This is a genomic window from Ruegeria sp. AG6, from assembly GCF_056541565.1.
The window spans coordinates 496,880-518,642 of record NZ_JBQFYQ010000001.1; the positions used below are offsets into that span (position 1 = coordinate 496,880).

Annotated in this window: 23 protein-coding genes; 14 read left to right on the plus strand and 9 right to left on the minus strand. The window is 58.0% G+C overall.

Features of this window, described 5'->3' with window-relative positions:
* Positions 1-151 precede the first annotated feature (151 nt).
* A complete protein-coding gene (guaA, locus tag ACR0I0_RS02415) occupies positions 152-1,711 on the minus strand; it encodes a glutamine-hydrolyzing GMP synthase (protein WP_480490056.1) in 1,560 nt (519 codons plus the stop codon).
* Between the two features lie 93 nt (positions 1,712-1,804).
* Here guaA and ACR0I0_RS02420 point away from each other — a divergent pair, with 93 nt between their 5' ends.
* Both ACR0I0_RS02420 and ACR0I0_RS02425 read left to right on the plus strand, forming a co-directional pair.
* On the plus strand, positions 1,805-2,254 hold the full coding sequence (locus tag ACR0I0_RS02420; RefSeq protein WP_209833274.1) for a GNAT family N-acetyltransferase: 450 nt from the start codon (positions 1,805-1,807) through the stop codon (positions 2,252-2,254).
* Between the two features lie 123 nt (positions 2,255-2,377).
* Positions 2,378-3,922: a trimethylamine methyltransferase family protein gene (locus ACR0I0_RS02425; RefSeq protein ID WP_171632846.1), complete on the plus strand. Its 1,545-nt coding sequence runs from the start codon at positions 2,378-2,380 to the stop codon at positions 3,920-3,922.
* On the opposite strand, the gene ACR0I0_RS02430 is transcribed toward ACR0I0_RS02425, so the two are convergent.
* Complete coding sequence (locus ACR0I0_RS02430) at positions 3,923-4,222, minus strand: DUF6477 family protein (RefSeq protein ID WP_171632843.1); 300 nt, start codon at positions 4,220-4,222, stop codon at positions 3,923-3,925. It lies immediately after the preceding gene.
* Positions 4,223-4,462: 240 nt separating this feature from the next.
* Here ACR0I0_RS02430 and ACR0I0_RS02435 point away from each other — a divergent pair, with 240 nt between their 5' ends.
* Positions 4,463-5,542 carry a DUF6456 domain-containing protein gene (locus tag ACR0I0_RS02435; RefSeq protein WP_480490057.1) on the plus strand — a complete coding sequence of 360 codons (1,080 nt, stop codon included), beginning with the start codon at positions 4,463-4,465 and terminating at the stop codon, positions 5,540-5,542.
* Between the two features lie 48 nt (positions 5,543-5,590).
* Here ACR0I0_RS02435 and ACR0I0_RS02440 read toward each other — a convergent pair whose 3' ends face one another.
* A complete protein-coding gene (locus tag ACR0I0_RS02440) occupies positions 5,591-6,139 on the minus strand; it encodes a peroxiredoxin (protein WP_171168387.1) in 549 nt (182 codons plus the stop codon).
* Positions 6,140-6,402: 263 nt separating this feature from the next.
* Here ACR0I0_RS02440 and lipA point away from each other — a divergent pair, with 263 nt between their 5' ends.
* Both lipA and ACR0I0_RS02450 read left to right on the plus strand, forming a co-directional pair.
* The gene (lipA, locus tag ACR0I0_RS02445; protein ID WP_152457817.1) at positions 6,403-7,353 is read left to right on the plus strand and encodes a lipoyl synthase; all 951 of its coding nucleotides are present in this window, start codon (positions 6,403-6,405) and stop codon (positions 7,351-7,353) included.
* Positions 7,350-8,501: an amidohydrolase gene (locus tag ACR0I0_RS02450; RefSeq protein ID WP_480490059.1), complete on the plus strand. Its 1,152-nt coding sequence runs from the start codon at positions 7,350-7,352 to the stop codon at positions 8,499-8,501. Before lipA ends, ACR0I0_RS02450 begins: the two co-directional genes overlap by 4 nt.
* An 11-nt stretch (positions 8,502-8,512) precedes the next feature.
* On the opposite strand, the gene ACR0I0_RS02455 is transcribed toward ACR0I0_RS02450, so the two are convergent.
* Positions 8,513-8,965 (minus strand): hypothetical protein, encoded by a 453-nt coding sequence (locus ACR0I0_RS02455; RefSeq protein ID WP_480490061.1) that lies wholly within the window; start codon positions 8,963-8,965, stop codon positions 8,513-8,515.
* Between the two features lie 24 nt (positions 8,966-8,989).
* Positions 8,990-9,532 carry a hypoxanthine phosphoribosyltransferase gene (hpt, locus tag ACR0I0_RS02460; RefSeq protein WP_171632829.1) on the minus strand — a complete coding sequence of 181 codons (543 nt, stop codon included), beginning with the start codon at positions 9,530-9,532 and terminating at the stop codon, positions 8,990-8,992.
* A 72-nt stretch (positions 9,533-9,604) separates the two neighbouring features.
* On the opposite strand from hpt, the gene ACR0I0_RS02465 reads away from it, so the two are divergent.
* Both ACR0I0_RS02465 and ACR0I0_RS02470 read left to right on the plus strand, forming a co-directional pair.
* On the plus strand, positions 9,605-10,051 hold the full coding sequence (locus ACR0I0_RS02465; RefSeq protein ID WP_480490748.1) for a type II toxin-antitoxin system RatA family toxin: 447 nt from the start codon (positions 9,605-9,607) through the stop codon (positions 10,049-10,051).
* Positions 10,052-10,088: 37 nt separating this feature from the next.
* On the plus strand, positions 10,089-11,381 hold the full coding sequence (locus ACR0I0_RS02470; RefSeq protein ID WP_480490063.1) for an MmgE/PrpD family protein: 1,293 nt from the start codon (positions 10,089-10,091) through the stop codon (positions 11,379-11,381).
* Here the strand turns inward: ACR0I0_RS02470 and pyrC are convergent.
* On the minus strand, positions 11,378-12,415 hold the full coding sequence (gene pyrC / locus ACR0I0_RS02475; protein WP_480487413.1) for a dihydroorotase: 1,038 nt from the start codon (positions 12,413-12,415) through the stop codon (positions 11,378-11,380). The genes ACR0I0_RS02470 and pyrC overlap by 4 nt on opposite strands.
* Before the next feature lie 162 nt (positions 12,416-12,577).
* On the opposite strand from pyrC, the gene ACR0I0_RS02480 reads away from it, so the two are divergent.
* Both ACR0I0_RS02480 and ACR0I0_RS02485 read left to right on the plus strand, forming a co-directional pair.
* Complete coding sequence (locus tag ACR0I0_RS02480) at positions 12,578-13,486, plus strand: AAA family ATPase (protein WP_171632821.1); 909 nt, start codon at positions 12,578-12,580, stop codon at positions 13,484-13,486.
* Positions 13,487-13,492: 6 nt separating this feature from the next.
* The gene (locus ACR0I0_RS02485) at positions 13,493-14,752 is read left to right on the plus strand and encodes a vWA domain-containing protein (RefSeq protein WP_480490065.1); all 1,260 of its coding nucleotides are present in this window, start codon (positions 13,493-13,495) and stop codon (positions 14,750-14,752) included.
* A 4-nt stretch (positions 14,753-14,756) separates the two neighbouring features.
* On the opposite strand, the gene ACR0I0_RS02490 is transcribed toward ACR0I0_RS02485, so the two are convergent.
* Positions 14,757-15,257: a hypothetical protein gene (locus tag ACR0I0_RS02490; RefSeq protein ID WP_171632817.1), complete on the minus strand. Its 501-nt coding sequence runs from the start codon at positions 15,255-15,257 to the stop codon at positions 14,757-14,759.
* A 228-nt stretch (positions 15,258-15,485) separates the two neighbouring features.
* Between ACR0I0_RS02490 and ACR0I0_RS02495 the strand changes: the two genes are divergently transcribed.
* Positions 15,486-16,454, plus strand: coding sequence for an XdhC family protein (locus ACR0I0_RS02495; RefSeq protein ID WP_480490067.1), 969 nt, complete (start codon positions 15,486-15,488; stop codon positions 16,452-16,454).
* Complete coding sequence (locus ACR0I0_RS02500; RefSeq protein WP_480490068.1) at positions 16,451-17,452, plus strand: molybdopterin-binding protein; 1,002 nt, start codon at positions 16,451-16,453, stop codon at positions 17,450-17,452. Before ACR0I0_RS02495 ends, ACR0I0_RS02500 begins: the two co-directional genes overlap by 4 nt.
* Before the next feature lie 65 nt (positions 17,453-17,517).
* On the opposite strand, the gene ACR0I0_RS02505 is transcribed toward ACR0I0_RS02500, so the two are convergent.
* Positions 17,518-18,417 carry a MurR/RpiR family transcriptional regulator gene (locus tag ACR0I0_RS02505; RefSeq protein ID WP_480490070.1) on the minus strand — a complete coding sequence of 300 codons (900 nt, stop codon included), beginning with the start codon at positions 18,415-18,417 and terminating at the stop codon, positions 17,518-17,520.
* Positions 18,418-18,505: 88 nt separating this feature from the next.
* Between ACR0I0_RS02505 and ACR0I0_RS02510 the strand changes: the two genes are divergently transcribed.
* From ACR0I0_RS02510 to ACR0I0_RS02520, 3 genes are read left to right on the plus strand one after another with little or no spacing between them, the layout of a single operon-like run.
* Complete coding sequence (locus tag ACR0I0_RS02510; RefSeq protein WP_480490072.1) at positions 18,506-19,279, plus strand: beta-keto acid cleavage family enzyme; 774 nt, start codon at positions 18,506-18,508, stop codon at positions 19,277-19,279.
* Positions 19,276-20,592 carry an aspartate aminotransferase family protein gene (locus ACR0I0_RS02515; RefSeq protein WP_209833265.1) on the plus strand — a complete coding sequence of 439 codons (1,317 nt, stop codon included), beginning with the start codon at positions 19,276-19,278 and terminating at the stop codon, positions 20,590-20,592. Before ACR0I0_RS02510 ends, ACR0I0_RS02515 begins: the two co-directional genes overlap by 4 nt.
* 54 nt (positions 20,593-20,646) lie before the next feature.
* Complete coding sequence (locus ACR0I0_RS02520) at positions 20,647-21,060, plus strand: hypothetical protein (protein ID WP_480490073.1); 414 nt, start codon at positions 20,647-20,649, stop codon at positions 21,058-21,060.
* A gap of 57 nt (positions 21,061-21,117) precedes the next feature.
* On the opposite strand, the gene infC is transcribed toward ACR0I0_RS02520, so the two are convergent.
* Positions 21,118-21,708, minus strand: a complete 591-nt coding sequence (gene infC, locus ACR0I0_RS02525) for a translation initiation factor IF-3 (RefSeq protein WP_480490750.1) — start codon at positions 21,706-21,708, stop codon at positions 21,118-21,120.
* Positions 21,709-21,763: the final 55 nt, after the last annotated feature.

A 21,763-nucleotide genomic window follows, 5' to 3' on the forward strand; every position in this document is an offset into this window, starting at 1 on the left:
CTACGCGATCAAAAAGATTGAATTCGTTGAATCATTGAAACGCTTATGAAGCGTCAGGTTCAAGGTCGTGCCCGACATTTTCAGGCACGGCTTGGCAAGATTTCCCGGGATCGGGTCGTTTTGGCGTCGAACGCCGTTGCGGTTTGCCGGATCATTCCCACTCGATGGTTCCGGGCGGTTTCGAGGTGATGTCATATGTGCATCGGTTGATGCCCTTGACCTCGTTGATGATCCGGGTTGCCGTTTCGCCAAGGAACTCATGGCTGAACGGGTAATAATCCGCGGTCATCCCATCGACCGAGGTGACGGCCCGCAGCGCACAGGCATAGTCATAGGTGCGCCCGTCGCCCATCACGCCGACGGTGCGGACGGGAAGGATGGCAACGAAAGCCTGCCAGATGTCATCATAAAGCCCGTGTTTGCGGATCTGATCGATGTAGATCGCGTCGGCCTCGCGCAGAATCTCCAGCTTTTCGCGGGTGATCTCGCCGGGGCAGCGAATGGCCAGACCCGGCCCGGGGAAGGGGTGGCGCCCGATAAAGCTCTGCGGCAGACCAAGTTCGCGACCCAAGGCACGGACTTCGTCCTTGAACAATTCGCGCAGCGGTTCGACCAGTTTCAAGCCCATCTTTTCCGGCAGGCCGCCCACGTTGTGATGGGATTTGATCGTTACGGAAGGCCCGCCCGAGAACGACACCGATTCGATCACATCGGGATAGAGAGTGCCCTGCGCCAGGAATTCGGCGCCGTCGATGGTATCGGCGTGTTTCTGGAACACGTCGATGAACAGCTTTCCGATGATTTTGCGTTTGGTCTCGGGGTCGCTCTGACCTTCCAGTTCGCCAAGGAACAACTCGGATTCGTCGGCGTGGATCAACTGAATGTTGTAGTTGTCCCGGAACATGCCAACAACTTCCGCGGCCTCGTTCTTGCGAAGCAGCCCATGATCGACAAAGACGCAGGTCAGCTGATCCCCGATTGCTTCGTGAATAAGGATCGCGGCAACCGAGCTGTCAACGCCACCGGACAATCCGCAAATGACCTTTTTGTCTCCGACTTGTTCGCGGATCTTGCGGATCATCTCTTCGCGATAGGCACCCATGGTCCAGTCGCCCTTGAACCCGGCCAGCTTTACGAAGTTTTCATACAGTTTCGCGCCCTTTGGCGTATGGTGTACCTCGGGGTGAAACTGCACGGCATAGAAGTGCCGCAATGGATCGGCCGTGATCGCATAAGGTGCGTTGGGCGAGGTTCCGAATACCTCGAACCCAGGTGCGATTTCACTGACATGGTCGCCATGGCTCATCCAGACTTGTTCAGCGCCGTCCGCGAACCAGCCATCTAGGATATCCAGTTTGTTTTTCGGTGTAACAAAGGCGCGACCAAACTCGGCTGTGCCATGGCCGCTTTCGACTTTGCCGCCAAGCTGATGCATCATCACCTGCTGGCCATAGCAGATGCCCAGAATCGGAACGCCATAGTCAAAAATCTCTTGCGGGGCGCGGGGCGAGCCCTCGCGCGTCACGCTGTCCGGACCGCCCGAGAAAATCACGGCGCGCGGCGCCATTTCCCGCACGAAATCCATCGTGACATTCTGGTAAGGGTGAATTTCACAATAGACATTCAGCTCGCGCAGGCGGCGGGCGATAAGCTGCGTAACCTGGCTGCCGAAGTCGATGATCAGAAGGCGGTCGTGGGATGTCTGGGTCATAACCGGCTCATAAGTTGCAAGCCTTGCATGTGCAAGCCGTATGGCGTCATTTGGTACAAAAGCTGAGTCAAACCGGCGGAAAGATCAGGTGCCATGTCGAAGATAGAGTTCAGAACGGCTGCTGTGGTGGATGCGGATAAGGTAACGCGGTGTCTGGAAAATGCTTATGAAGATGCAATAAGCCGGATCGAGGATCTGCCTGACGTTACTGCCGGAATCGCGGATGACATCAAGACCCATCGCGTCTTGCTTGCGGTATCTGGCGGTATAGTTGGGGTCATCGTTTTTGACCAAGTTGACGACGCAATCATGGTGTTCAACCTTGCGGTTGCGCCCGAAGCCCAAGGGCAGGGGGTTGCGCGGCAATTGATGCAGTTTGCCGAAGAAGAAGCACAGGCGCGGAATCTATCCAAGTTGAAGTTGCGAACTCATAAAATGATGAAAGACACGATTGCGATGTACCGGCACATGGGCTGGAAAGTGACGGATCAGGTGGGTAGCGGCCTTACCATGGAGAAAGCGTTGGCGGCCGATCCTGACTGACCGCCTGGTTCGCGGTGGGGCGGCAATGTCGCTTTTCCCCCCAGAGCGCCGCAATCCCTATGCTTGAGTTCTGGCAAACCTGTATCAAAACGCTCAATCTAACCAACCAGACGGGATTTTCTCATGGCAGAGGCAAACACCCGGCGCAGGGCGAGAGGTGGCGGTGGCGCCGCCCGCCGTGCCGAGCGTACCGCAGTTCGTATCGAGACTGCGAAATACATCGAACGCAACATTCCGAATTTCGAGATCCTCAACGAAGAGGCGCTTGAGATTATCGAAAACAACGCTGAAACCGTGTTGGAAGAAATCGGCGTCAACTTTGTCGACAATCCTGCAGCTTTGGAACGGTGGCGTGACGCGGGCGCAGATATCGACGGTGAGCGTGTGCGCATTCCGCGTGGTCTGGCGCGTGAGCTGATCAAGACAGCCCCCAGCCAGTTTACCCAGCACGCCCGCAACCCCGAAAAATCGGTTGTAATCGGTGGCCGCAACATGGTTCTGGCCCCGGTATACGGTCCTCCGTTCGTGCGTGATGCACAGGGTGGGCGCCGCTATGCAACCATGGACGATTTCAACAAGTTCGTGAAACTTGCCTACATGTCCAAGTGGTTGCACCACTCGGGCGGTACGGTGTGCGAGCCGACCGACATTCCGGTGAACAAGCGCCATCTGGATATGCTGAAGGCGCATATGACCCTGTCGGACAAGCCTTTCATGGGCTCGGTAACCGATCCCAGCCGGGCACAGGATTCGGTTGAAATGTGCGAAATCCTGTTCGGCAAAGAGTTCGTGCAGGAAAACACCGTGATGACCTCGCTGACCAATATCAACTCGCCGATGACATTCGACGATGTGATGATGGGCTCGTTGGAGGTTTATGCGCGCAACAATCAAGCCTGCATCATTTCGCCCTTCATCGTGGGTGGAGCGATGGCGCCGGTCTCGGTGGCTGGTACTTTGACACAGGTTCTGGCCGAGGTGATGGCCGGCGTTGCCTACAGCCAGATCATCCGTCCGGGTGCCCCCGCGATTTTCGGCGCGTTCGTGACGTCGATCGATATGAACTCGGGCGCACCCACCTTCGGCACACCAGAAGCCGCGCATATCACATATGGTGCAGGCCAGCTGGCGCGTCGTCTGAACCTGCCATACCGCTCGGCCGGGTCGTTCTGTGGCTCGAAACTGCCGGATGCGCAGGCGGCTTACGAAACAGCGAATTCGCTGAACATGGGGCTGCTTTCGGGCGTGAACTTCATGCTGCATTCCTGCGGCTGGCTGGAAGGCGGTCTGGTTGCCGATTTCGAAAAGTTCGTCATGGATGCGGATCAGTTGGGAGTGCTGCATTCACTGGCCAAGGGCGTTGCTTATGACGAAAACGCGCAGGCCATGGACGCAATCCGCGAAGTAGGGCCGGGTGGTCACTATCTCGGCTGTGCCCACACGCAGGCCAACTTCAAGGAATCCTTCTGGAAATCCGAAGTGCTGGACTACAAACCATATGAAACCTGGCAGGAAGAGGGCGCGCGTGACACGCGGGCTCTGGCCACGGCGCGGGTTGAACATTTGCTTGCCAATTATCAGCAACCGCAGATGGACCCGGATACCGCGGCGGCGCTGGAAGCCTATATCGCCGAGAAAAAGGCCTCCATGCCGGACGCATTCTCCTGATTATTGAAGAACCGAGGCGCGGCTGGCCTGATACAGCTGCGCCTCACCCAGCAGCGCTATAAGCAGATCCAGATGCCGCACCAATGAGTAGGCGGCATCATCTTCTTTTCGCTGTTCATTTACCTCTTTCTCCATCTCGAGCAAACGCAGCAGCGCCTGACCTGAACCGGGCAGCGACCCGTATCCCAGAATGCGTTGCAGATGCCTGTCCCGATTGTAATCCCGCGCCCCGAATCTTGCAGCACGCGCCAACATGCGTGGGCGGCGGAGGGTTGCGATCATTGTCATCAGGTCCTGCATGTTATGTGTCCCTTTTTTGGAAATTGATGGATCCTGTTTTGCACAACCTAAGCGGGTGTTGCCTTAGTCAGAGTCCTCCCGAACGATGGTTTCACGACTGTTTATCTTTTTGAATCAAATCTGGTTCTTGCCTTGTGTGGTTAACGAACGAGTAACGAATGGACCTCTAGTTAGATTTGGTTAACCCACATTCCGAGGGCGAAAAGTGGCAGTTTGTTTTGTCGACGAGGGCAAATAATTATGGAAAACAACATGGCTTTCACCATTCCGGCATGGGTTCCAGAAGGGGCGCAAAGATACCTTGCTCATACCGAGACCGGTCGCTCGATCCGCGATATCGCGCGATCAGCCGGGTGCCATGCGTCAACTATCCTCAGACAAATTCGACGCATCGAAATGCGCCGCGACGATCCATTGGTGGATGCGGCCTTGCAATCGCTTGCAGAGACACATTTTTCAGTTTCGGAGTGCGCCGACGGCCCGACAAGCGGGTCAGAAAACGCGGCTGAAGAAGAATTTGAAAATGAGGCACTGCGTGTGTTGCGCCGCCTGAGCGAGACGGGTTCGGTCCTTGCCGTGGCCGAGGAAATGGACAAGGCGGTCGTCGTACGCGACACCGGCAATGCCGGGGCTACAAGAACCGCAGTCGTAGAATGCAGGATCGCGCAGGCCCTGGCTTTGAAAGACTGGATCACCTGCGACAATCCCGGACGCATTTCGCGATATCGGATTTCCGCAGCGGGACGAACGGCGCTAAGCCATTTGATCGCCAAGGCAGAAAACAAGGCGCGTGCCGGGACTGACTTTGGTTTTGCCGAAGCTCAGAGTAGCTTTCAGGGCAAGCCTTCGGGTGGGTCCGCCGAGCGGGTCAAACGCATTCGGTACAGTGCTGCGGAAAGCCCGCTGATTGCATTGGCGCGCAGACGGGATCGTGACGGAAAACCGTTTCTGGATGACTCCCTCGTCAGCGCCGGCGAGCGCTTGCGCGAAGATTTTGAGCTGGCACAGATCGGCCCTCAGGTTTCGCAGAACTGGGATCGTTTTCTGACGACAGGTGGTCGAAGCAGTTTTGCCAGTGAAAGCCATGGTGGAAAGGGGGCTTCCGATGCGAAGGACCGCGTTGCACGTGCCTTATCCGACTTGGGGCCGGGTCTGAGTGATGTTGCGTTGCGATGCTGCTGCTATCTGGAAGGGTTGGAGCTGGCGGAAAAGCGAATGGGTTGGTCTGCGCGGTCCGGCAAGATTGTCCTGCGGATCGCCCTGCAACGGCTGAAACGGCATTATCAGGAGCAGGCGGAACGAGATCGGATGATCGGCTGAACAGAAAAAAGGCCCGGTGTATACGGGCCTTTTCTTTGGATTTGAGGCTTAGGCCATTTCAGGTTCTGCTGACGCCTTCAGGTGTTTCATCAGGTTTTCCGGCGAGGACACGCCATAGGGGTCCTCCGGGCAATTATCCATCAGGCCGGGCTCTTCGAACCACGCCTCGACAACGCCATCATTGACGATGGCCGCATAGCGCCACGAGCGCATTCCGAAACCCAGATTGTCCTTGTCGACCAACATGCCCATTTTCCGGGTGAACTCCCCCGATCCGTCGGGGATGACTTTCACGTTCTTCAGGTCCTGATCCTGGGCCCATTTGTTCATCACGAAACTGTCGTTGACGGACATGCAGTAAATTTCGTCGATCCCCATGGCCTTGAAATCGGCATAGCCGTTCTCAAACCCAGGCAGCTGATAAGTCGAACAGGTTGGGGTGAACGCACCCGGCAATGAGAACAGGATTACGCGCTTTCCGGCGAAATAGTCAGCTGTCGTCTTGTCTTCCCAACGGAACGGGTTTGGTCCTTCGATGGAATCGTCACGGACACGGGTGTGAAAGGTCACGTCGGGCAGTTTTGCGCCGGTTTTCATAGTCAAACTCCTGTGATTCACATATGATTTTGGTATGAATTAAAACAGTTCTAAACCGCATTCAATCGCGTAAACGCTGCGATTGCGAATAAGGCCAACGTCTTGCTAGATATTGAAATTAAATCGCAAATACGAATACGCGCATGATACCTTTCTGCGCTTGCGAGGGTACAACGCATAGCGGCTATGCGCCGCTGGTCTAACACCGCGCTTCTGTCTATGTTATGAGTAACAAGAGTTGACCCAAAGTCAGGAAAACGACCGTGCGAGATCTGAAGATCCCCGAAGAGCGCCATCCGGAAAAAGCCCATCGTCCGGACAATGCACAGCCCAAAAAGCCAAATTGGATCAGGGTCAAGGCACCCGGTGGCAAGGGCTATGCGGATACGCGGCGGATCATGCGCGACAACAATCTGGTGACGGTCTGCGAAGAAGCAGGGTGCCCCAACGTAGGAGAATGCTGGAGCCAGGGTCATGCCACCATGATGATCATGGGCGAGATTTGTACGCGCGGCTGCACCTTCTGCAACATTGCAACCGGTCGCCCCGACGATCTTGACGCATTTGAACCCGGTCGCGTGGCCCATGCGGTCGAAAAACTTGGCCTGAACCACGTGGTGATCACCTCGGTGGACCGTGACGACTTGCAAGACGGCGGGGCCGAGCACTTTGCGCAGACAATCCGCGCGGTACGTCATCGTTCTCCGAAAACCACGATCGAGATCCTGACACCGGATTTCCTGAAATGCGACAACACTGTCCTTGAGACCGTGGTCGAAGCGAAACCGGATGTGTTCAACCACAATCTGGAAACGGTGCCGGGTCTCTACCCCGAAGTGCGCCCGGGGGCGCGGTACTTTCATTCCCTGCGCCTGCTACAGCGCGTGAAAGAACTTGATCCGTCGATCTTCACCAAATCAGGCATCATGGTCGGGTTGGGCGAAAACGAACAGCAAGTGCGCCAGGTCATGGACGACATGCGCGCGGCGGATATCGATTTCCTGACCATCGGCCAGTACCTGCAACCGACTCCGAAACATCACGGAGTAGATCGGTTCGTAACCCCGGAAGAGTTCGCATCTTACGAAAAGGCGGCCTATGGCAAGGGGTTCCTGATGGTATCCGCGACACCTCTGACCCGGTCTTCGTACCACGCCGGCGACGATTTCGCCCGGCTTCGCGCGGCCCGGCAAGCAAAGCTACAGCAAGCGTGACACCCGAGCGGATCGCGCAGCTTATCCGCCTGCGCCACGAGTTTCACCAACAGCCAGAGCTTTCGGGGCAAGAGGAGCATACCGCGGCGCGGGTTGCGGATTTTTTGCGCCAAGCGGGTGCGGACAGAGTTCTGTGCGGCATAGGCGGGCACGGTGTCGCGGCCCTTTACGAAAGCGGTACTGCCGGACCCACGGTTGGAATTCGATGCGAACTGGATGGGCTGCCAATTCAGGAACGCTCGAATCTGGAATACGCGTCTCAGATTGCAGGCAAAGGGCATCTGTGCGGCCATGATGGCCACATGGTGATGGTCCTTGGGGTGGCGGAGGCGTTGAAGGAACAGCGCCCGAAATCTGGCCGCGTGGTTCTGATTTTCCAACCCGCCGAGGAAACCGGACATGGCGCTATTGCTTATCGGGCCGATCCTCAGTTCGCTGAGGTTTCCCCTGACATCGTGCTGTCTCTGCATACTTTGCCGGGGCTGGAGCTGGGCGTGGTGGAACTGTGTGAAGGTCCCGCGAACTGTGCCTCGCGCGGGATGCAAATCGTTCTGACAGGCAAAACCTCACACGCAGCGGCCCCTCAGGACGGCGTGTCACCGGCAGGTGCTTTGTCGACGTTGATGCCGGCATTGGCCAGATTGGGGGCGGGTGGCGACTTGGATGACACCTACGCTTTGACCACGGTTACCCATGCCACTCTGGGCGAGCGCACAGTTGGTGTCGCACCGGGGTGGGCCGAATTGTGGGTAACCCTACGCACGGTTTCGGACGCGCGTATGGCAAGCCTGATGACGGATGCGGAAACTCTGGTAAAAAACACGGCGAAGGCCGAGGGGCTGGCGTTCGAAATCAGCTATGACGAGGTATTCGAAGCCTGCGTCAATGACCGTGAAGCCGTTTCGGTTTTGGCCAAAGCCTGTGCCGATCGGGGCGTCGCGTGCCGGCTGGTCGATCGGCCACAGCGTTTTTCCGAAGACTTTGGCCAATTTGGCAAAGGCGCGCAGGCGGCCATGTTCTGGTTGGGGGCGGGGCAGGACCATCCACAACTGCACAACCCGGATTACGATTTCCCGGATGCGCTTATTCCGATTGGAACCGGGATTTTCCTGAGCGCGATTGATGTCGTGCTTGGCAAAACCTGCTAGTCACGATCCACTTATTTGACCAGATCGCCAACGATTCCAACGGCTTCTATAACTGTCTTCGTATCATCAGATATCGAGAGTATTTCATCATCCACCCGGATATAGCGCTGGCCGGGCCCCAAAGGCTTGAGCTTCCATTTGTCGAGATCGTCGATATAGTCAAAACTCAGATCACCCGGCAGCTTCTGCCCTCGCGTGTATCTTTTGATTTGACCGGGCGGTACGGCTTTGCCGTTTGACTTGATGGATTTCTCTACCTTGCTTTTATTGGCACCTTGCCCTTTGCCCTTGTTGTCTTTTGCAGCACCCGAACTTGCAAGTGCCACGATCGCCATAACGACAGCAGCTGTCGCAACTACACGCTTCATACATAATCCTCCCGTGCTGATAGGAAGAGTAAGGGCGCGCAAATAAGTTTGTCTACTATTATTCGGGTTTTTGAATTTGGGGCGCTGGGTAGCCACTCAAATTGCCTGGGTAAAGTGCAGCTAGTCCTTGGTGAACCGGACTTTGCCGATAAACGGCAGGTTGCGGTTGCGCTGAGCGTAATCGATCCCGTAACCCACGACGAATTCATCCGGAATTTCAAAGCCTATCCAGTCTGACCGGAATTCAACTTCGCGACGGCTGGGTTTGTCGAGCAGGGCAATCGACTTGAGCCGTTTCGGCTTGCGGCTGCGCAGCAGGTTGGTGACGTGGTTCAGCGTGTGCCCGGTGTCGACGATATCTTCGACCACCAGCACGTCGCGGCCTTCGATCGCGCCGCGCAAGTCTTTGAGAATGCGCACTTCCCGGCTGCTCTCCATCGAATCGCCATACGAGGACGCCTCAAGGAAATCCACTTCGATCGGCAGGTCCAGTTCCCGTACCAGATCGGCGATGAAGACGAAACTGCCGCGCAGCAATCCCACGACGACAAGCTTGTCGGTATCGCCGAACTCATCCGTGATTTCGCGGCATAACTCCTCGATCCGCGCCGCGATGGCCTTGGCCGAGATCATCTCATCTATCACATATGCGCGGTTAGTCATCGCAGCCCCCTTGATCTTTGGCGCGCAACATACGACATGACGCGCCATTGTCACCTGCAAATACCGGACATCATGCCAATCCATTCGGAAACCCGCCACCTGCCATACACAGCCCAGCAGATGTATGATCTTGTTGCGGATGTGGGCAACTACCCAAAGTTTCTGCCCTGGTGCGCCGCGGCCCGGATCCGCAAGACCTATGCGGTTGGTGAGGCCGAGGTGATGGAGGCCGATCTGGTCATCTCGTTCAAGGTGTTCCGCGAACGGTTCGGCAGCCGGGTGACCCTGTTTGCAGATCAGAAGAAGATCGATACCGAGTATCTGGACGGGCCTTTCAAATACATGAAATCCGACTGGCAGTTCGAGGACGCGCCCGATGGGGGCTGCAACATCTCGTTCCATGTGGATTTCGAATTCAAGAACGCCATCCTTCAGGGGATCATCGGCGTTGTGTTCAACGAAGCCATGCAGCGGATCGTCCGCGCCTTCGAGGCGCGTGCGAAAGAACTCTACGGCTAGGCCTTTACGCGGCAAGGGCGCACGCTAGACTGCGCTCATGACGGATTTCACAGCAGCATTGGCCACCTTCGCGGCGGGCCAGGTTTCAACGACGGCTCAGGCGCGGATTGTCACGTCGCTGTCCGTTCTGGATTGGATGGCAGTTGGTCGCGCAGGGGCGTCCGAGTCGGTGTCCTGCATAGTTCGCGATATGGTCCTGGCCGAGGGCGGGAACGCTCAGGCGCATCTGTTCGGAGGGGGCGCGGCCCCACAGCGCGGCGCAGCTTTGGTGAATGGAACCATATCCCACGCGCTGGATTACGATGACACGCATTTCGCGCATATCGGGCATCCGTCAGTCGCCATCCTGCCTGCGGCCCTTGCCGTGGCCGATTGGGATGACCGCATTCTGGTTGATCTGCTCGAAGCCGCGCTGGTCGGTATGGAAACGTCAATCCGTGTCGGCCTGTGGCTGGGCAGGGGGCATTATCAGGCCGGGTTTCACCAGACAGCGACATCCGGTGCATTCGGGGCCGCTGTCGCCGTGGGGCGGTTGCTTGGATTCGACAGGGTTCAGATGCGATCCGTATTGGGTTTGACGGCAACGCGCGCGGCCGGGCTGAAGGCCCAGTTCGGAACAATGGGCAAGCCTTACAATGCCGGGCTTGCCGCTTCGGCAGGGGTCGAGGCGGCTGTGCTTGTTCAGCGTGGATTTCAACCCAACGCCGACGCGCTGGAAGGCACGTATGGATTTGGCGCGACCCATCAGGGTGCAGCGGATCAAAGCGCGCTGGATGGTTTGGGCGATGAATGGTTGTTCGAAACGGTAAGCCACAAGTTCCACGCCTGTTGTCACGGCCTGCACGCGGCGTTGGAAGCGGCGCGCGCGCTGGACATCGCGGAACCCGAAGTGGCCGAGATTAAAATCAAAACCCATCCCCGTTGGATGAGTGTGTGCAATCAGCTTTCGCCCACAACCGGGCTGGGGGCCAAGTTCTCTTACCGGACGGTCATCGCGATGCAGGCGCTGGGGTATGATACGGCTTTGCCGGGCAGCTACACCGACAAGATCTGTGCGGACCCACGCATTACGTCTCTGCAAGATCGCATCACGGTCGAAGCGGATGAAAACCTATCGGAAACGCAGGCGCATCTGGCCTTGTTGCGTCGCGACGGTGTCCGCCGCGAGGCGACGCATGACCTGATGACCCCAATGTCGCTGTCTGACCGCGAGGATCGCGTGCGCGTCAAAGCGTCGAAGCTGATCGGATCGGATGAGGCGGACGCGATCTGGTCGATGCTGCGCACCGGTGGTCGCGCCCGTGATCTGGCCGAACGTATGGCGGGTTAAGCCACGCTCCAGTGCAGCGGAAAACCGGGGTCGAACACCGTGACAGGCCCTTCGCCGGTGTCGATCTTTGACGGGTATGCAACCGGCTCGCCTTTGGTCAGGGTAATCGTCTCTTCGTTCACAGGCAGGCGGTAAAAGCCCGGCCCGTTGAGCGAGACGAACGCCTCGAGCTTGTCCAGCGCACCTTTGCGGTCGAACATCTCAGCCACCAGAGACATGGTATTCGTCGCGGTGAAACACCCCGCGCAGCCGCAGGCCATTTCCTTGTTTGCATCCGTGTGCGGAGCGCTGTCCGTGCCCAGGAAGAATCTCGTGTCGCCCGAGGTGGCGGCAGCCAGCAGGGCCAGGCGATGTTCTTCGCGCTTGGCGACCGGCAGGCAATAGTAATGCGGTTTGATCCCGCCCACCAGAATATGGTTGCGGTTGATGATCAGGTGGTGCGCGGTGATCGTCGCGCCCAGATCCTTTTCGTTGGCTTTAACATAGTCCACGCCATTGGACGTGGTGATATGTTCCATCACCACACGCAGACCCGGCGTCGATTTTCGGATCGGGTCCAGAACGCGGTCGATGAACACGGCCTCGCGGTCAAAGATGTCGATCTCGGGGTCGGTCACTTCGCCATGGACACACATGGGCAGGCCGATCTCGGCCATTTTCTCCAGAACCGGGCGCACTTTGTCAAAGTCACGCACGCCCGAGGCCGAATTGGTCGTGGCCCCTGCCGGGTACAGCTTGACCGCTTTTATCAGCCCGCTGGCATGGGCGGCGGCGACGTCCTGCGCATCTGTATCCTCGGTCAGGTACAGGGTCATCAGTGGTTCGAACACCATGCCGTCGGGCAGGGCGGCCAGGATTCTGTCGCGGTAAGCGGCGGCCTGATCCCCGCGCACGACCGGCGGCACGAGGTTCGGCATTATGATTGCACGGGCGAAATGACGTGCAGTTTCGGGCAGAACGGCCTGCAACATGGCGCCATCGCGCAGATGCAGATGCCAATCGTCGGGGCGGCGGATCGTGAGGGTATCAGTCATGGCCTTCCGCTAGCATAGCTGCCCCGAAAGACCAACCAGCCCGGAACGAGTTGCCGAAAAAACTTGTCAACCAACCGGAACGTCGTAGCTCTGACAGGGGCTAGGGCCTTGACGCAATGGCGCTTGCGTGACCTGTTTGTCCCCGAAGTAGAGAGGAATTCCATGACGCAGCCAAATTCCATCGATACCGTGCAGCAGATGCTGGGACGTCAGGGCTATGTCTGCGGACGGGCCCTTGCCACGGTTGTGTTCCTGTCGCTGAAGCTTGGACGCCCGTTGTTTCTGGAAGGCGAGGCCGGAGTTGGCAAAACGGAAATCGCCAAGGCGCTGGCATCCGGTCTGAACCGCCGTTTGATCCGGTTGCAGTGCTACGAAGGTCTGGACGCATCCTCGGCCGTTTACGAATGGAACTTTCCGGCACAGATGGTTGCGATCCGAACGGCCGAGGCTTCGGGCGGGGCCGACCGGGGCGCGTTGCAGGCGGAACTGTTTTCGGATGAATACCTGATCGAACGCCCCTTGCTGCAAGCAATGCGCCCGGACGAAAACGGAGCACCGGTTCTTCTGATCGACGAACTGGACCGGACCGATGAACCGTTCGAAGCCTTTCTGCTGGAAGCTCTGAGTGATTTTCAGGTCACGATCCCTGAACTGGGCACCGTTGCAGCACCCCAACCACCCATTGTGATTGTCACGTCGAACCGGACTCGCGAAGTGCACGATGCCCTCAAGCGTCGCTGCCTGTATCACTGGGTCGATTATCCCGATTTTGAACGCGAGATCGAAATTCTGCACGCGCGCGCGCCCGAGGCCGCCGATGCGCTCAGCCGCGAAGTCGTGGCTTTCGTTCAGCGTCTGCGCACCGAGGATCTGTTCAAGAAACCCGGCGTGGCCGAAACCATTGACTGGGCCAAATGTCTGCTGGCGCTGGACGTGATGAACCTTAGCCCCGAGGTGATCGGTGACACGCTGGGGGCGATCCTGAAATATCAGGACGACATCCAGAAGCTGCAAGGGTCCGAGGCCAAGCGCATTCTGGATGAGGCCAAAGCGACCCTTGAGCCGGCCTGACGCGCTATGGCCGAGCAGATCCCGCTGGAGATTCCCGACAACCCGAAGCTGGCGCAGAACATCACCCATTTTGCCCGCGCATTGCGGAAGGCGGGGCTGCCGATTGGTCCGGGGCGGGTGATCGATGCAATTCGCGCGGTACAAGCCGCGGGTTTCACTCAGAAACGGGATTTCTACTGGACGCTGCACGCCTGTTTCGTGAACCGCCCCGAACATCGCACGGTGTTTGCGCAGGTCTTCCGAATGTACTGGCGCGACCCGCGATACATGGAACACATGATGGCCATGATGCTTCCTGCCATTCGGGGCGTGCAAGAGGAACGCAAGGCGGATGCCGGTGAAAAGCGTGCAGCCGAGGCCCTGCTGGATGGTGTCGAACGTGACGCGCCCCAGCAGGCTGCGCAAGACGAGGGCGAAACCGAAATCGAGATTGACGCCACGCAAACGGCATCGTCAGAAGAGCGTCTTCGCAATCTGGACTTCGAACAGATGAGCACCGCTGAAATCGCGCAAGCCAAACGCGTATTGGCGCGGATGACCCTGCCGGTCAAACCCATTGAGTCGCGCCGCGGACAGGCCAGTCATCTGGGGCACCGTATCGACCGTGCCCGCACCTTGCGCGCAGCCATGCGGCAAGGGGGCGAATTGCGTGATATCTCCCGGCTGCAACCCAAACCGCGATGGCCAAATCTTGTTGCGCTTTGCGATATCTCGGGTTCGATGAGCCAATACAGCCGAGTCATTCTGCATTTCCTGCACACGGTCTCGAACGCCAAGGGGGCAGGTTGGGCCAAGGTTCATGCCTTTACGTTCGGCACGCGCCTGACCAACATAACCCGCCACTTGCATCATCGGGATGTTGACGCAGCGCTCGCCGCTGCCGGGGCCGAGGCGCAGGACTGGGAAGGGGGCACACGCATCGGCGACTGTCTGCATCAGTTCAACAGAGACTGGTCAAGACGTGTCATGGGGCAAGGTGCGGTTGTTCTTTTGATCACCGACGGTTTGGAACGGGGTGACCCGGAGAGCCTCGAGAAAGAGATCGAGCGGCTGCACCTGTCCTCCAAACGCCTGATCTGGCTGAACCCTCTGCTGCGCTGGGACGGGTTTGCCCCCAAGGCACAGGGTGTGGCGGCCATGCTGCCCCATGTCGACAGTTTCAGGGCAGGGCACTCGATTGCCTCGCTCGAGGACCTGGCCGCCGTGATTTCACAACCCGACGACCAGGGGCAGAAAGCACGGCTGATGGCCGCTCTTTCCGATTAGACCGTTACGACAACTGTTCTTCGTTGCACTTCCGGGCCATTTCCATGGCCTTGTAGGTGCCGGTCAGATCGACGGTAAATGCATAGGATGTCTCGGGGAACACGATCATGACCTTCTTCTTGGCCAGATCATCCGCGAATTGCGGGTTGTCAGACAGAATGTAACCACCGGAATAACCCTTGGTGATGTTGCCTTTCATACCTGTGGCTTCACCCAGATAGATGTTGTCCCCAATCAGGATAGCCACTTCTTGGGTTTCGCCACGTTTGATGTCGGTATCGGCTTTGGTGAATACCCCCACATACCCCACGCCGCGATCTTCGGTCAGGCCCATCTGAACGACGTTTTCCGCATCGTCCACGGCCTCGATCAGGCAGGATTTCTTTTCGTTGTCGATGAAGACTTTCCAGCCCTCGACCTCTCCATAACGTTCGAATGTGTCAGCCCACGCTGCGGTCGAAGCCAAAAGGCCAACCACTGCGCCCAGTGCAAGATAATGTTTCAACTGCTTGTCTCCGAAAAAATGTGTTTGGTATGCAGCTTGGGCAACTGGCCCGCTGCCCGCACAAGCTAAAACCCGGGCCCATAACAATCAATACTATGATTTATTGAATATTGTTCAGGCTTTAGCATCGGCTTGCAGGGCTCAACATAGACGTTTTGACAGGGGCGTTGCGCTTTTCATCCCGCCAATCCTGCCTATGTTGGAGACAGACGACGTCTGGAGGTCCTGATGGAACGATTCGACAACAGCCCGGAAACGGCATTGAAGTGGCACCGCAATGGCAGCGGCGCCGCGCTTGCCACGGTTGTCGAAACCTGGGGCAGCGCGCCACGCCGGGTGGGTTCCCAGCTGGTGATCGGCGGCGATGGCCGGATCGAGGGTTCTGTGTCGGGCGGCTGTGTCGAAGGCGCGGTGATCGTCGAGGCGCTTGAGGCCATTGACGAAGGCGAAGCCCGCTTGCTGGAATTCGGAGTGAGCGACGAAGATGCCTTTGCGGTCGGGCTGGCCTGTGGCGGGACCATTCGCGTTCTTGTCGAACCCGTTGGAAAGGTTCTGCCCGAACCGATGCTTGCGGAACTGGTTGCAGCCCGCGCAGCGCGTGAACCCATCGCTTACGAAGTCAATATCGATACCGGGCACAGAGCCTTGCTTCGTAACGCCTATGCGGAACGGCTGCGCATGGATCGGTCTGGTTTTGAAGAAGATGGTCAGACCTTTGTGGCCGTTCACAACCCGCCGCTGCGATTGATCGTTGTTGGTGCGGTGCATATCGCGCAGGCACTGGTGCCGATGGCGCGAATTGCCGGGTATGATCCGGCCATAATAGACCCGCGCGACGCGTTTGCATCCAGCGCCCGTTTTCCGGGCGAAACGATCCTTACGGATTGGCCGGATGAGGCCGTTGCAATACTCGGGTTGGATGCGCGCACCGCAATTGTCCTGCTGACGCATGATCCAAAGCTGGATGATCCGGCATTGCAAGCTGCACTGGATGCGGGCGTGTTTTACATTGGTGCCTTGGGATCGACACGTACCCACGCCAAACGCGTCGAGCGTATGAAAGCGGCCGGTTTCAGTGATGAGCAAATCTCGAGGATTCATGGGCCAATCGGGTTGGATATCGGGGCTGCCGGCCCATCCGAGATTGCCATTGCAATTCTGGCGCAGATGACGGCCGTTCTGCGAGGCAAGGCATGAGGTTTGGTCCGGTACCCGTCTCTGAAGCAAAAGGCGCCATTCTGGCCCATTCGGTGACGGCTGACGGTCAAAAGCTGCGCAAGGGGCTGTCACTGCGCGCAGAGCATGTGGCGCAGTTGACGCAGGCGGACATCCGCGAAGTGATCGTTGCGCGCCTCGAACCCGGCGATTGTCACGAAGACGAGGCCGCACGTCGTTTGGCCGCAGCTCTTGCGCCAGATGCGGCGTCGGCCAATCTGCGCGTGACAGACGCGTTCACCGGCCGGGTCAACCTGTTGGCGGACGGGCCGGGCGTGGCGGTTCTGGATGTGGATGCGCTGGAAATGTTCAATCAGGTCAACCCAATGATCACGGTTGCGACGGTTCCGCAATACCAGCAGATGGGCCCGAAGAGCATGGTCGCCACCATCAAGGTCATCTCATATGCCGTGCCAGAGGCTGATGTTCTGCGGGCTGCCAATTTGGCGCAAGGGGCCGTGCGTCTGGCAAGACCCGTTCACAAGACGGCAGGTTTGATCGTCACGGATATCCCCGGCGGCCCGCCCAACGACAAGGGGATCGCCGCCATTCGCGGACGGACCGAAGCCCTGGGTCTGGATTTGTGTGATGTTCAGATCGTGCCGCATCGCGTGGATGCGCTGGCCAAGGCGGTTTCCAGAACGACCGGTGATCTGCTCTTGATCCTGACCGGATCCGCGACTTCGGATCCGGACGATGTTGCCCCGTCTGCTGTTCGGCTTGCCGGCGGGCGGGTGGATCGGTTCGGAATGCCGGTTGATCCGGGAAACCTGCTGTTTCTGGGTGCGATGCAGGATCGACCGGTGATCGGGTTGCCCGGATGTGCACGATCTCCAGCGTTGAACGGGGCGGATTGGGTTCTGTCACGGGTTGCCTGCGGGATCGAAACGACCGGATCGGATATTGCCGGAATGGGTGTCGGAGGTTTGCTGAAGGAAATCCCGACCAGACCGCAGCCGCGCGCCAAACGAAAAGAATGATCCGCCACTGATCCTGAGCGGGGCTGAATTCTGAGGTTGACCCCAGAGGCTTTGACCGAACCGGCTTATGGTTTTCTGAGCTTTGGCAATACGCCGGGTCGCCAATACGCACCGGTATCTTCCCGCGCTTTCTGATAGGCATCCACTCTTTCTCTGGCGGTCTCTCCGCCGGCGGCAAACAAATGGCCCAGCAGGCATTCAAGTACAGCCATTGCCCCCGAAAAACTCGAAAACGGGTGCAAGGTTCGCGTGCTGACAGGCAGGACGACATCCGGTTCAACCCCCGGGGCGATGACCTCGCTATCCGACAACAGGACGATGCGCATCGACCGGTCCCGAGCACACCGCATCGCCTGAATCGTGTCGGCTGAATAGGGGTGAACCGTGATTGCAAACAGACAATCCTCGGCGGTGGCTTCGACCAGATCGTCGATGGCCGAACCCATGTGGCGGGGCACCAGCTGAAGCCCGGGATGGGCCATGCGTGCGGCGTAGTGAAAATAATAGGCCAGCGCATGGCTGGATCGTGTGGCCGTCACATAGCAGCGGCGCGCCGACCTGATGTATGCGACGGCCTGTTCCGTCAAATGGGGGGCCATGAGGCGCAGCGATCTGGCCACGACATTTATTTCGTTCTGCGCAAATCGTGCCTGCGCCGCACCAAACTGCCCTTGTTCCTTTAGGTGTTCCAGCCAATCCTGCCCAAACCTGTCCTCACCATCGGTTGTCAGAGCGTTTCGAAATGGGAGCCGAAAAGCGTCAAAGCTGTCATACCCCATGCGTTGCGCCAGCCGGATCAGAACGTTCGAGCTGATGCCGATGCGATCGGTGGTGGTGCGGATCGAATTCAACGCGAATTCGCCGGGATGATCGATGATATACTTTACAGCGACCTGCATTTGCGCAGGCATTTCATCGATCTCGCGGCGCAATTGCGTAACGATGGCAGTTAGAGTGCGGGTCATGCGGTAAACAAAACATATGTTTTCTAGTTGGTAAATTGAAAACGAAGCTTGGGCTCATTAGCTGAGGACAGACGATCACGAGGGCGCAATGACCAAGAGCACAGTGAAAACCACCGGGAAACCATATATACTGGTTGCTCCGAACGGGGCCCGGCGGGGCCGCGCGGATCACCCGGCTTTGCCAGTCACGACGGATCAGATCGTCGCAACGGCGCGGGGCTGCCACGAGGCTGGTGCAAATGGCATCCACCTGCATGTACGGGATGCCGACGGACATCACACGCTGGATGCCGGATTGTATCGCGAAACAATCGCGGAACTGAGAAGGGAAGTGCCGGGCATGGATGTTCAGATCACCACCGAGGCAGCAGGCGTGTTCGATGTCCAGTCGCAGTTTGAATGCCTGCAACTGGTTCAGCCTGAATGGGCCTCGATCTCAGTCCGGGAAATCGCGCGGGCCCTTGATCTTGCGCCTCGGGTCTATGCGCTATGTGCGGCTCAGGGCACGCGGGTTCAGCATATTCTCTACGACTTGGAAGATGTGAAGCTGCTGGAAGACTGGCAGTCAAAAGGTATCGTCCAGCCGGACCAAACAGACCGATTGCTTGTGTTGGGACGCTACAGTCAGAATCAGCAATCCGTGCCAGCGGATCTGGATGCGTTTCCATCCAGCCCGGCCAAATGGATGGTGTGCGCCTTTGGGACGCAGGAACATGATTGTCTTGTCGAAACCGCGCGGCGCGGCGGTGACTTGCGTGTTGGATTCGAAAACAGCCTGACGGCACCGGATGGCACGCTCTGGACGGACAACGCGGCCTCGGTCGCGGCTTTGGTAGAAACACTTGGAAGGACCGGAACATGAGTCATGTTTTCCCACGCCACACCAAATCTGAACTTCCCGTCGCGGCGGGTGGCGACGGCGCATACCTAATTGATGCCGACGGCAAGCGATATCTGGATTGCGGCGATGCGGCCGTGTCCTGTCTGGGGCATTCCAACGCGGCAGTGATCCGGGCCGTGCAACAGCAGGTGGAACAGATCGCATTCGCCCATACCGGGTTCATGACTTCGGAACCGGCCGAGGCATTGGCCGATCTTCTGATCCAGCACGCGCCGGGGGATCTGGACCGGGTGTATTTCGTATCGGGTGGGTCCGAGGCGACCGAAGCGGCCATCAAATTGGCGCGCCAGTATTTTCTGGAAATAGGGCAGCCCGAGCGCCGCCACGTGATCGCGCGCAAGCAAAGCTATCATGGCAACACTCTGGGGGCCTTGTCTGCCGGGGGAAATGCCTGGAGACGGGCCCAATTCGCGCCGATGCTGATCGAAATGACCCATATCTCGGCCTGCTATGAATATGCCGAAAAGCCCGAGGGTGAGAGCAGCTTTGACTATGGTCAGCGCGTCGCCAATGAGCTGGAGGCGGAAATTCTGCGCCTTGGTCCCGAAACGGTTATGGCCTTCATGGCCGAGCCGGTTGTTGGTGCTACACTTGGCGCGGTTCCGGCGGTTGAGGGGTATTTCAAACGCATCCGGGAAATCTGCGACCAATATGGCGTGTTGCTGATTCTGGATGAGGTGATGTGCGGCATGGGGCGCACCGGTCATCTGTTCGCCTGCGATCACGACGGTGCTGCACCGGATATTCTGTGCATCGCCAAAGGGTTGGGCGCAGGATATCAACCAATCGGGGCGATGCTGTGCACCGGTAAAATCTATGGCGCAATTCGCGATGGGTCAGGGTTTTTCCAACATGGGCATACCTATATCGGCCATCCCGTCGCCACGGCTGCGGCTCTTGCGGTGGTCCGTGAACTGACAGAGGGTGATTTACCGGCGCGCGCCGGACGTATGGGCAGCAAAGTGCATTCCGCACTGGAAGCCGCGTTTGGACAGCACCCGAACGTGGGCGATTTGCGTGGCCGGGGCCTGTTCCGGGGTGTGGAATTGGTAGCGGATCGCGAGACGAAGACCCCCTTTGATCCATCGTTGGGCATTGCCGGAAAGATAAAGAAGGCGGCGCTGGCCGAAGGCCTGATCTGTTATCCCATGGCGGGCACCCGGGATGGCCGGAACGGAGACCATATACTTCTCGCGCCGCCTTTCATCATAGAAGAGGCCCAGATAGGCGAACTTGTCAGCAAACTGGAACGCTCTTTTTCAGCCGTTCTCTGACAATACCGTGAGCACCCTGTTTGCCTGCGACACGTTTGCTATGTGTCGTGGGCAATGGATCTGGAAAAGGCGACGTCCATGGTGCTGGATATCTGGCGCAGTTTCCGAACGCTCCCTGTGTGGGTTCAGGTCTGGGTAGCGTTCATTTTGGTACCGGTAAACCTGCTTCCGCTGGCATTTCTGGATCAGCCAAAGGGGCACCTGATTGCATTGCTTGCATTTTCGGGCATGGCGCTGAACGTGCCGATCATGTTGGGTGCACGCGGGATGAGCGGCGCGATGGCGTTGCCACACATTCTGTGCTGGGTGCCGTTGGTCATCATCGTGACGCTTCTGCTGTTTTCCGAAGACCCCCTGAGCCCAGCCTTTGTTTGCTTTCTCCGGGTGCTTCTGATCGTCGATATCACCTCGCTGGTGTTCGATTTCCGGGACGCGGCCCGTTGGCTGCGCAGCAGGCGATCGCCCTGAACGAAAAAGCCCCTTCAAAAGAGAAGGGGCTTGGACCGTTTCGATCTTTGGACCGGATTATTTCTGCGGCAGCGGGCCGATCATCATGATCATCTGACGGCCTTCCATCTTGGGCATGTTTTCGATCTTGCCCAAGTCCTTGACGTCCTCGGCGACACGCTGCAGCAATTCGCGGCCAAGGTTCTGGTGTGCCATTTCGCGACCGCGAAAACGCAGGGTAACTTTGACCTTGTCGCCTTTTTCCAGAAACTTGAAGACGTTCTTCATTTTGACGTCATAGTTATGCGTGTCGGTGTTGGGTCGGAATTTGACCTCTTTTACCTCGATGATCTTTTGCTTCTTGCGGGCTTCGGCTTCGCGTTTTTGCGTTTCATATTTGAATTTGCCGAAATCCATGATCTTGCAGACCGGTGGGTTCGCATTGGGCGAAATTTCGACCAGATCAAGACCGGCCTCAGCGGCCATCTGCATGGCTTTGGCGGGATGAACCACCCCGACATTTTCACCTTCGGCGCCAATCAGGCGAATTTCGGGGGCACGGATCTTATCATTGACGCGCGGGCCGGTGTCTCGTTGTGGCGGCGCGTTGTGAGGTCTGCGAGCTATGGGTTCATTCCTTTGATAATTGCAGAATTTCGAGCCCGGAATTTAAACCGGGCCGGGCCACACTTCAAGCGGCATAAACACCGGCAGTTGCGAAAAA

Bases quoted from the DNA above. Each gene is read 5' to 3' on its own strand.
- ACR0I0_RS02515 (WP_209833265.1), top strand. From the start codon at position 19,276: ATGAGTCATGTTTTCCCACGCCACACCAAATCTGAACTTCCCGTCGCG.
- ACR0I0_RS02495 (WP_480490067.1), top strand. From the start codon at position 15,486: ATGGAACGATTCGACAACAGCCCGGAAACGGCATTGAAGTGGCACCGC.
- ACR0I0_RS02470 (WP_480490063.1), top strand. From the start codon at position 10,089: ATGACGGATTTCACAGCAGCATTGGCCACCTTCGCGGCGGGCCAGGTT.
- guaA (WP_480490056.1), bottom strand. From the start codon at position 1,711: ATGACCCAGACATCCCACGACCGCCTTCTGATCATCGACTTCGGCAGC.
- ACR0I0_RS02435 (WP_480490057.1), top strand. From the start codon at position 4,463: ATGGAAAACAACATGGCTTTCACCATTCCGGCATGGGTTCCAGAAGGG.
- ACR0I0_RS02430 (WP_171632843.1), bottom strand. From the start codon at position 4,222: ATGCAGGACCTGATGACAATGATCGCAACCCTCCGCCGCCCACGCATG.
- pyrC (WP_480487413.1), bottom strand. From the start codon at position 12,415: ATGACTGATACCCTCACGATCCGCCGCCCCGACGATTGGCATCTGCAT.
- ACR0I0_RS02510 (WP_480490072.1), top strand. From the start codon at position 18,506: ATGACCAAGAGCACAGTGAAAACCACCGGGAAACCATATATACTGGTT.
- ACR0I0_RS02500 (WP_480490068.1), top strand. From the start codon at position 16,451: ATGAGGTTTGGTCCGGTACCCGTCTCTGAAGCAAAAGGCGCCATTCTG.
- ACR0I0_RS02420 (WP_209833274.1), top strand. From the start codon at position 1,805: ATGTCGAAGATAGAGTTCAGAACGGCTGCTGTGGTGGATGCGGATAAG.
- ACR0I0_RS02440 (WP_171168387.1), bottom strand. From the start codon at position 6,139: ATGAAAACCGGCGCAAAACTGCCCGACGTGACCTTTCACACCCGTGTC.
- ACR0I0_RS02485 (WP_480490065.1), top strand. From the start codon at position 13,493: ATGGCCGAGCAGATCCCGCTGGAGATTCCCGACAACCCGAAGCTGGCG.
- ACR0I0_RS02465 (WP_480490748.1), top strand. From the start codon at position 9,605: ATGCCAATCCATTCGGAAACCCGCCACCTGCCATACACAGCCCAGCAG.
- ACR0I0_RS02425 (WP_171632846.1), top strand. From the start codon at position 2,378: ATGGCAGAGGCAAACACCCGGCGCAGGGCGAGAGGTGGCGGTGGCGCC.
- ACR0I0_RS02480 (WP_171632821.1), top strand. From the start codon at position 12,578: ATGACGCAGCCAAATTCCATCGATACCGTGCAGCAGATGCTGGGACGT.
- ACR0I0_RS02505 (WP_480490070.1), bottom strand. From the start codon at position 18,417: ATGACCCGCACTCTAACTGCCATCGTTACGCAATTGCGCCGCGAGATC.
- ACR0I0_RS02520 (WP_480490073.1), top strand. From the start codon at position 20,647: ATGGATCTGGAAAAGGCGACGTCCATGGTGCTGGATATCTGGCGCAGT.
- hpt (WP_171632829.1), bottom strand. From the start codon at position 9,532: ATGACTAACCGCGCATATGTGATAGATGAGATGATCTCGGCCAAGGCC.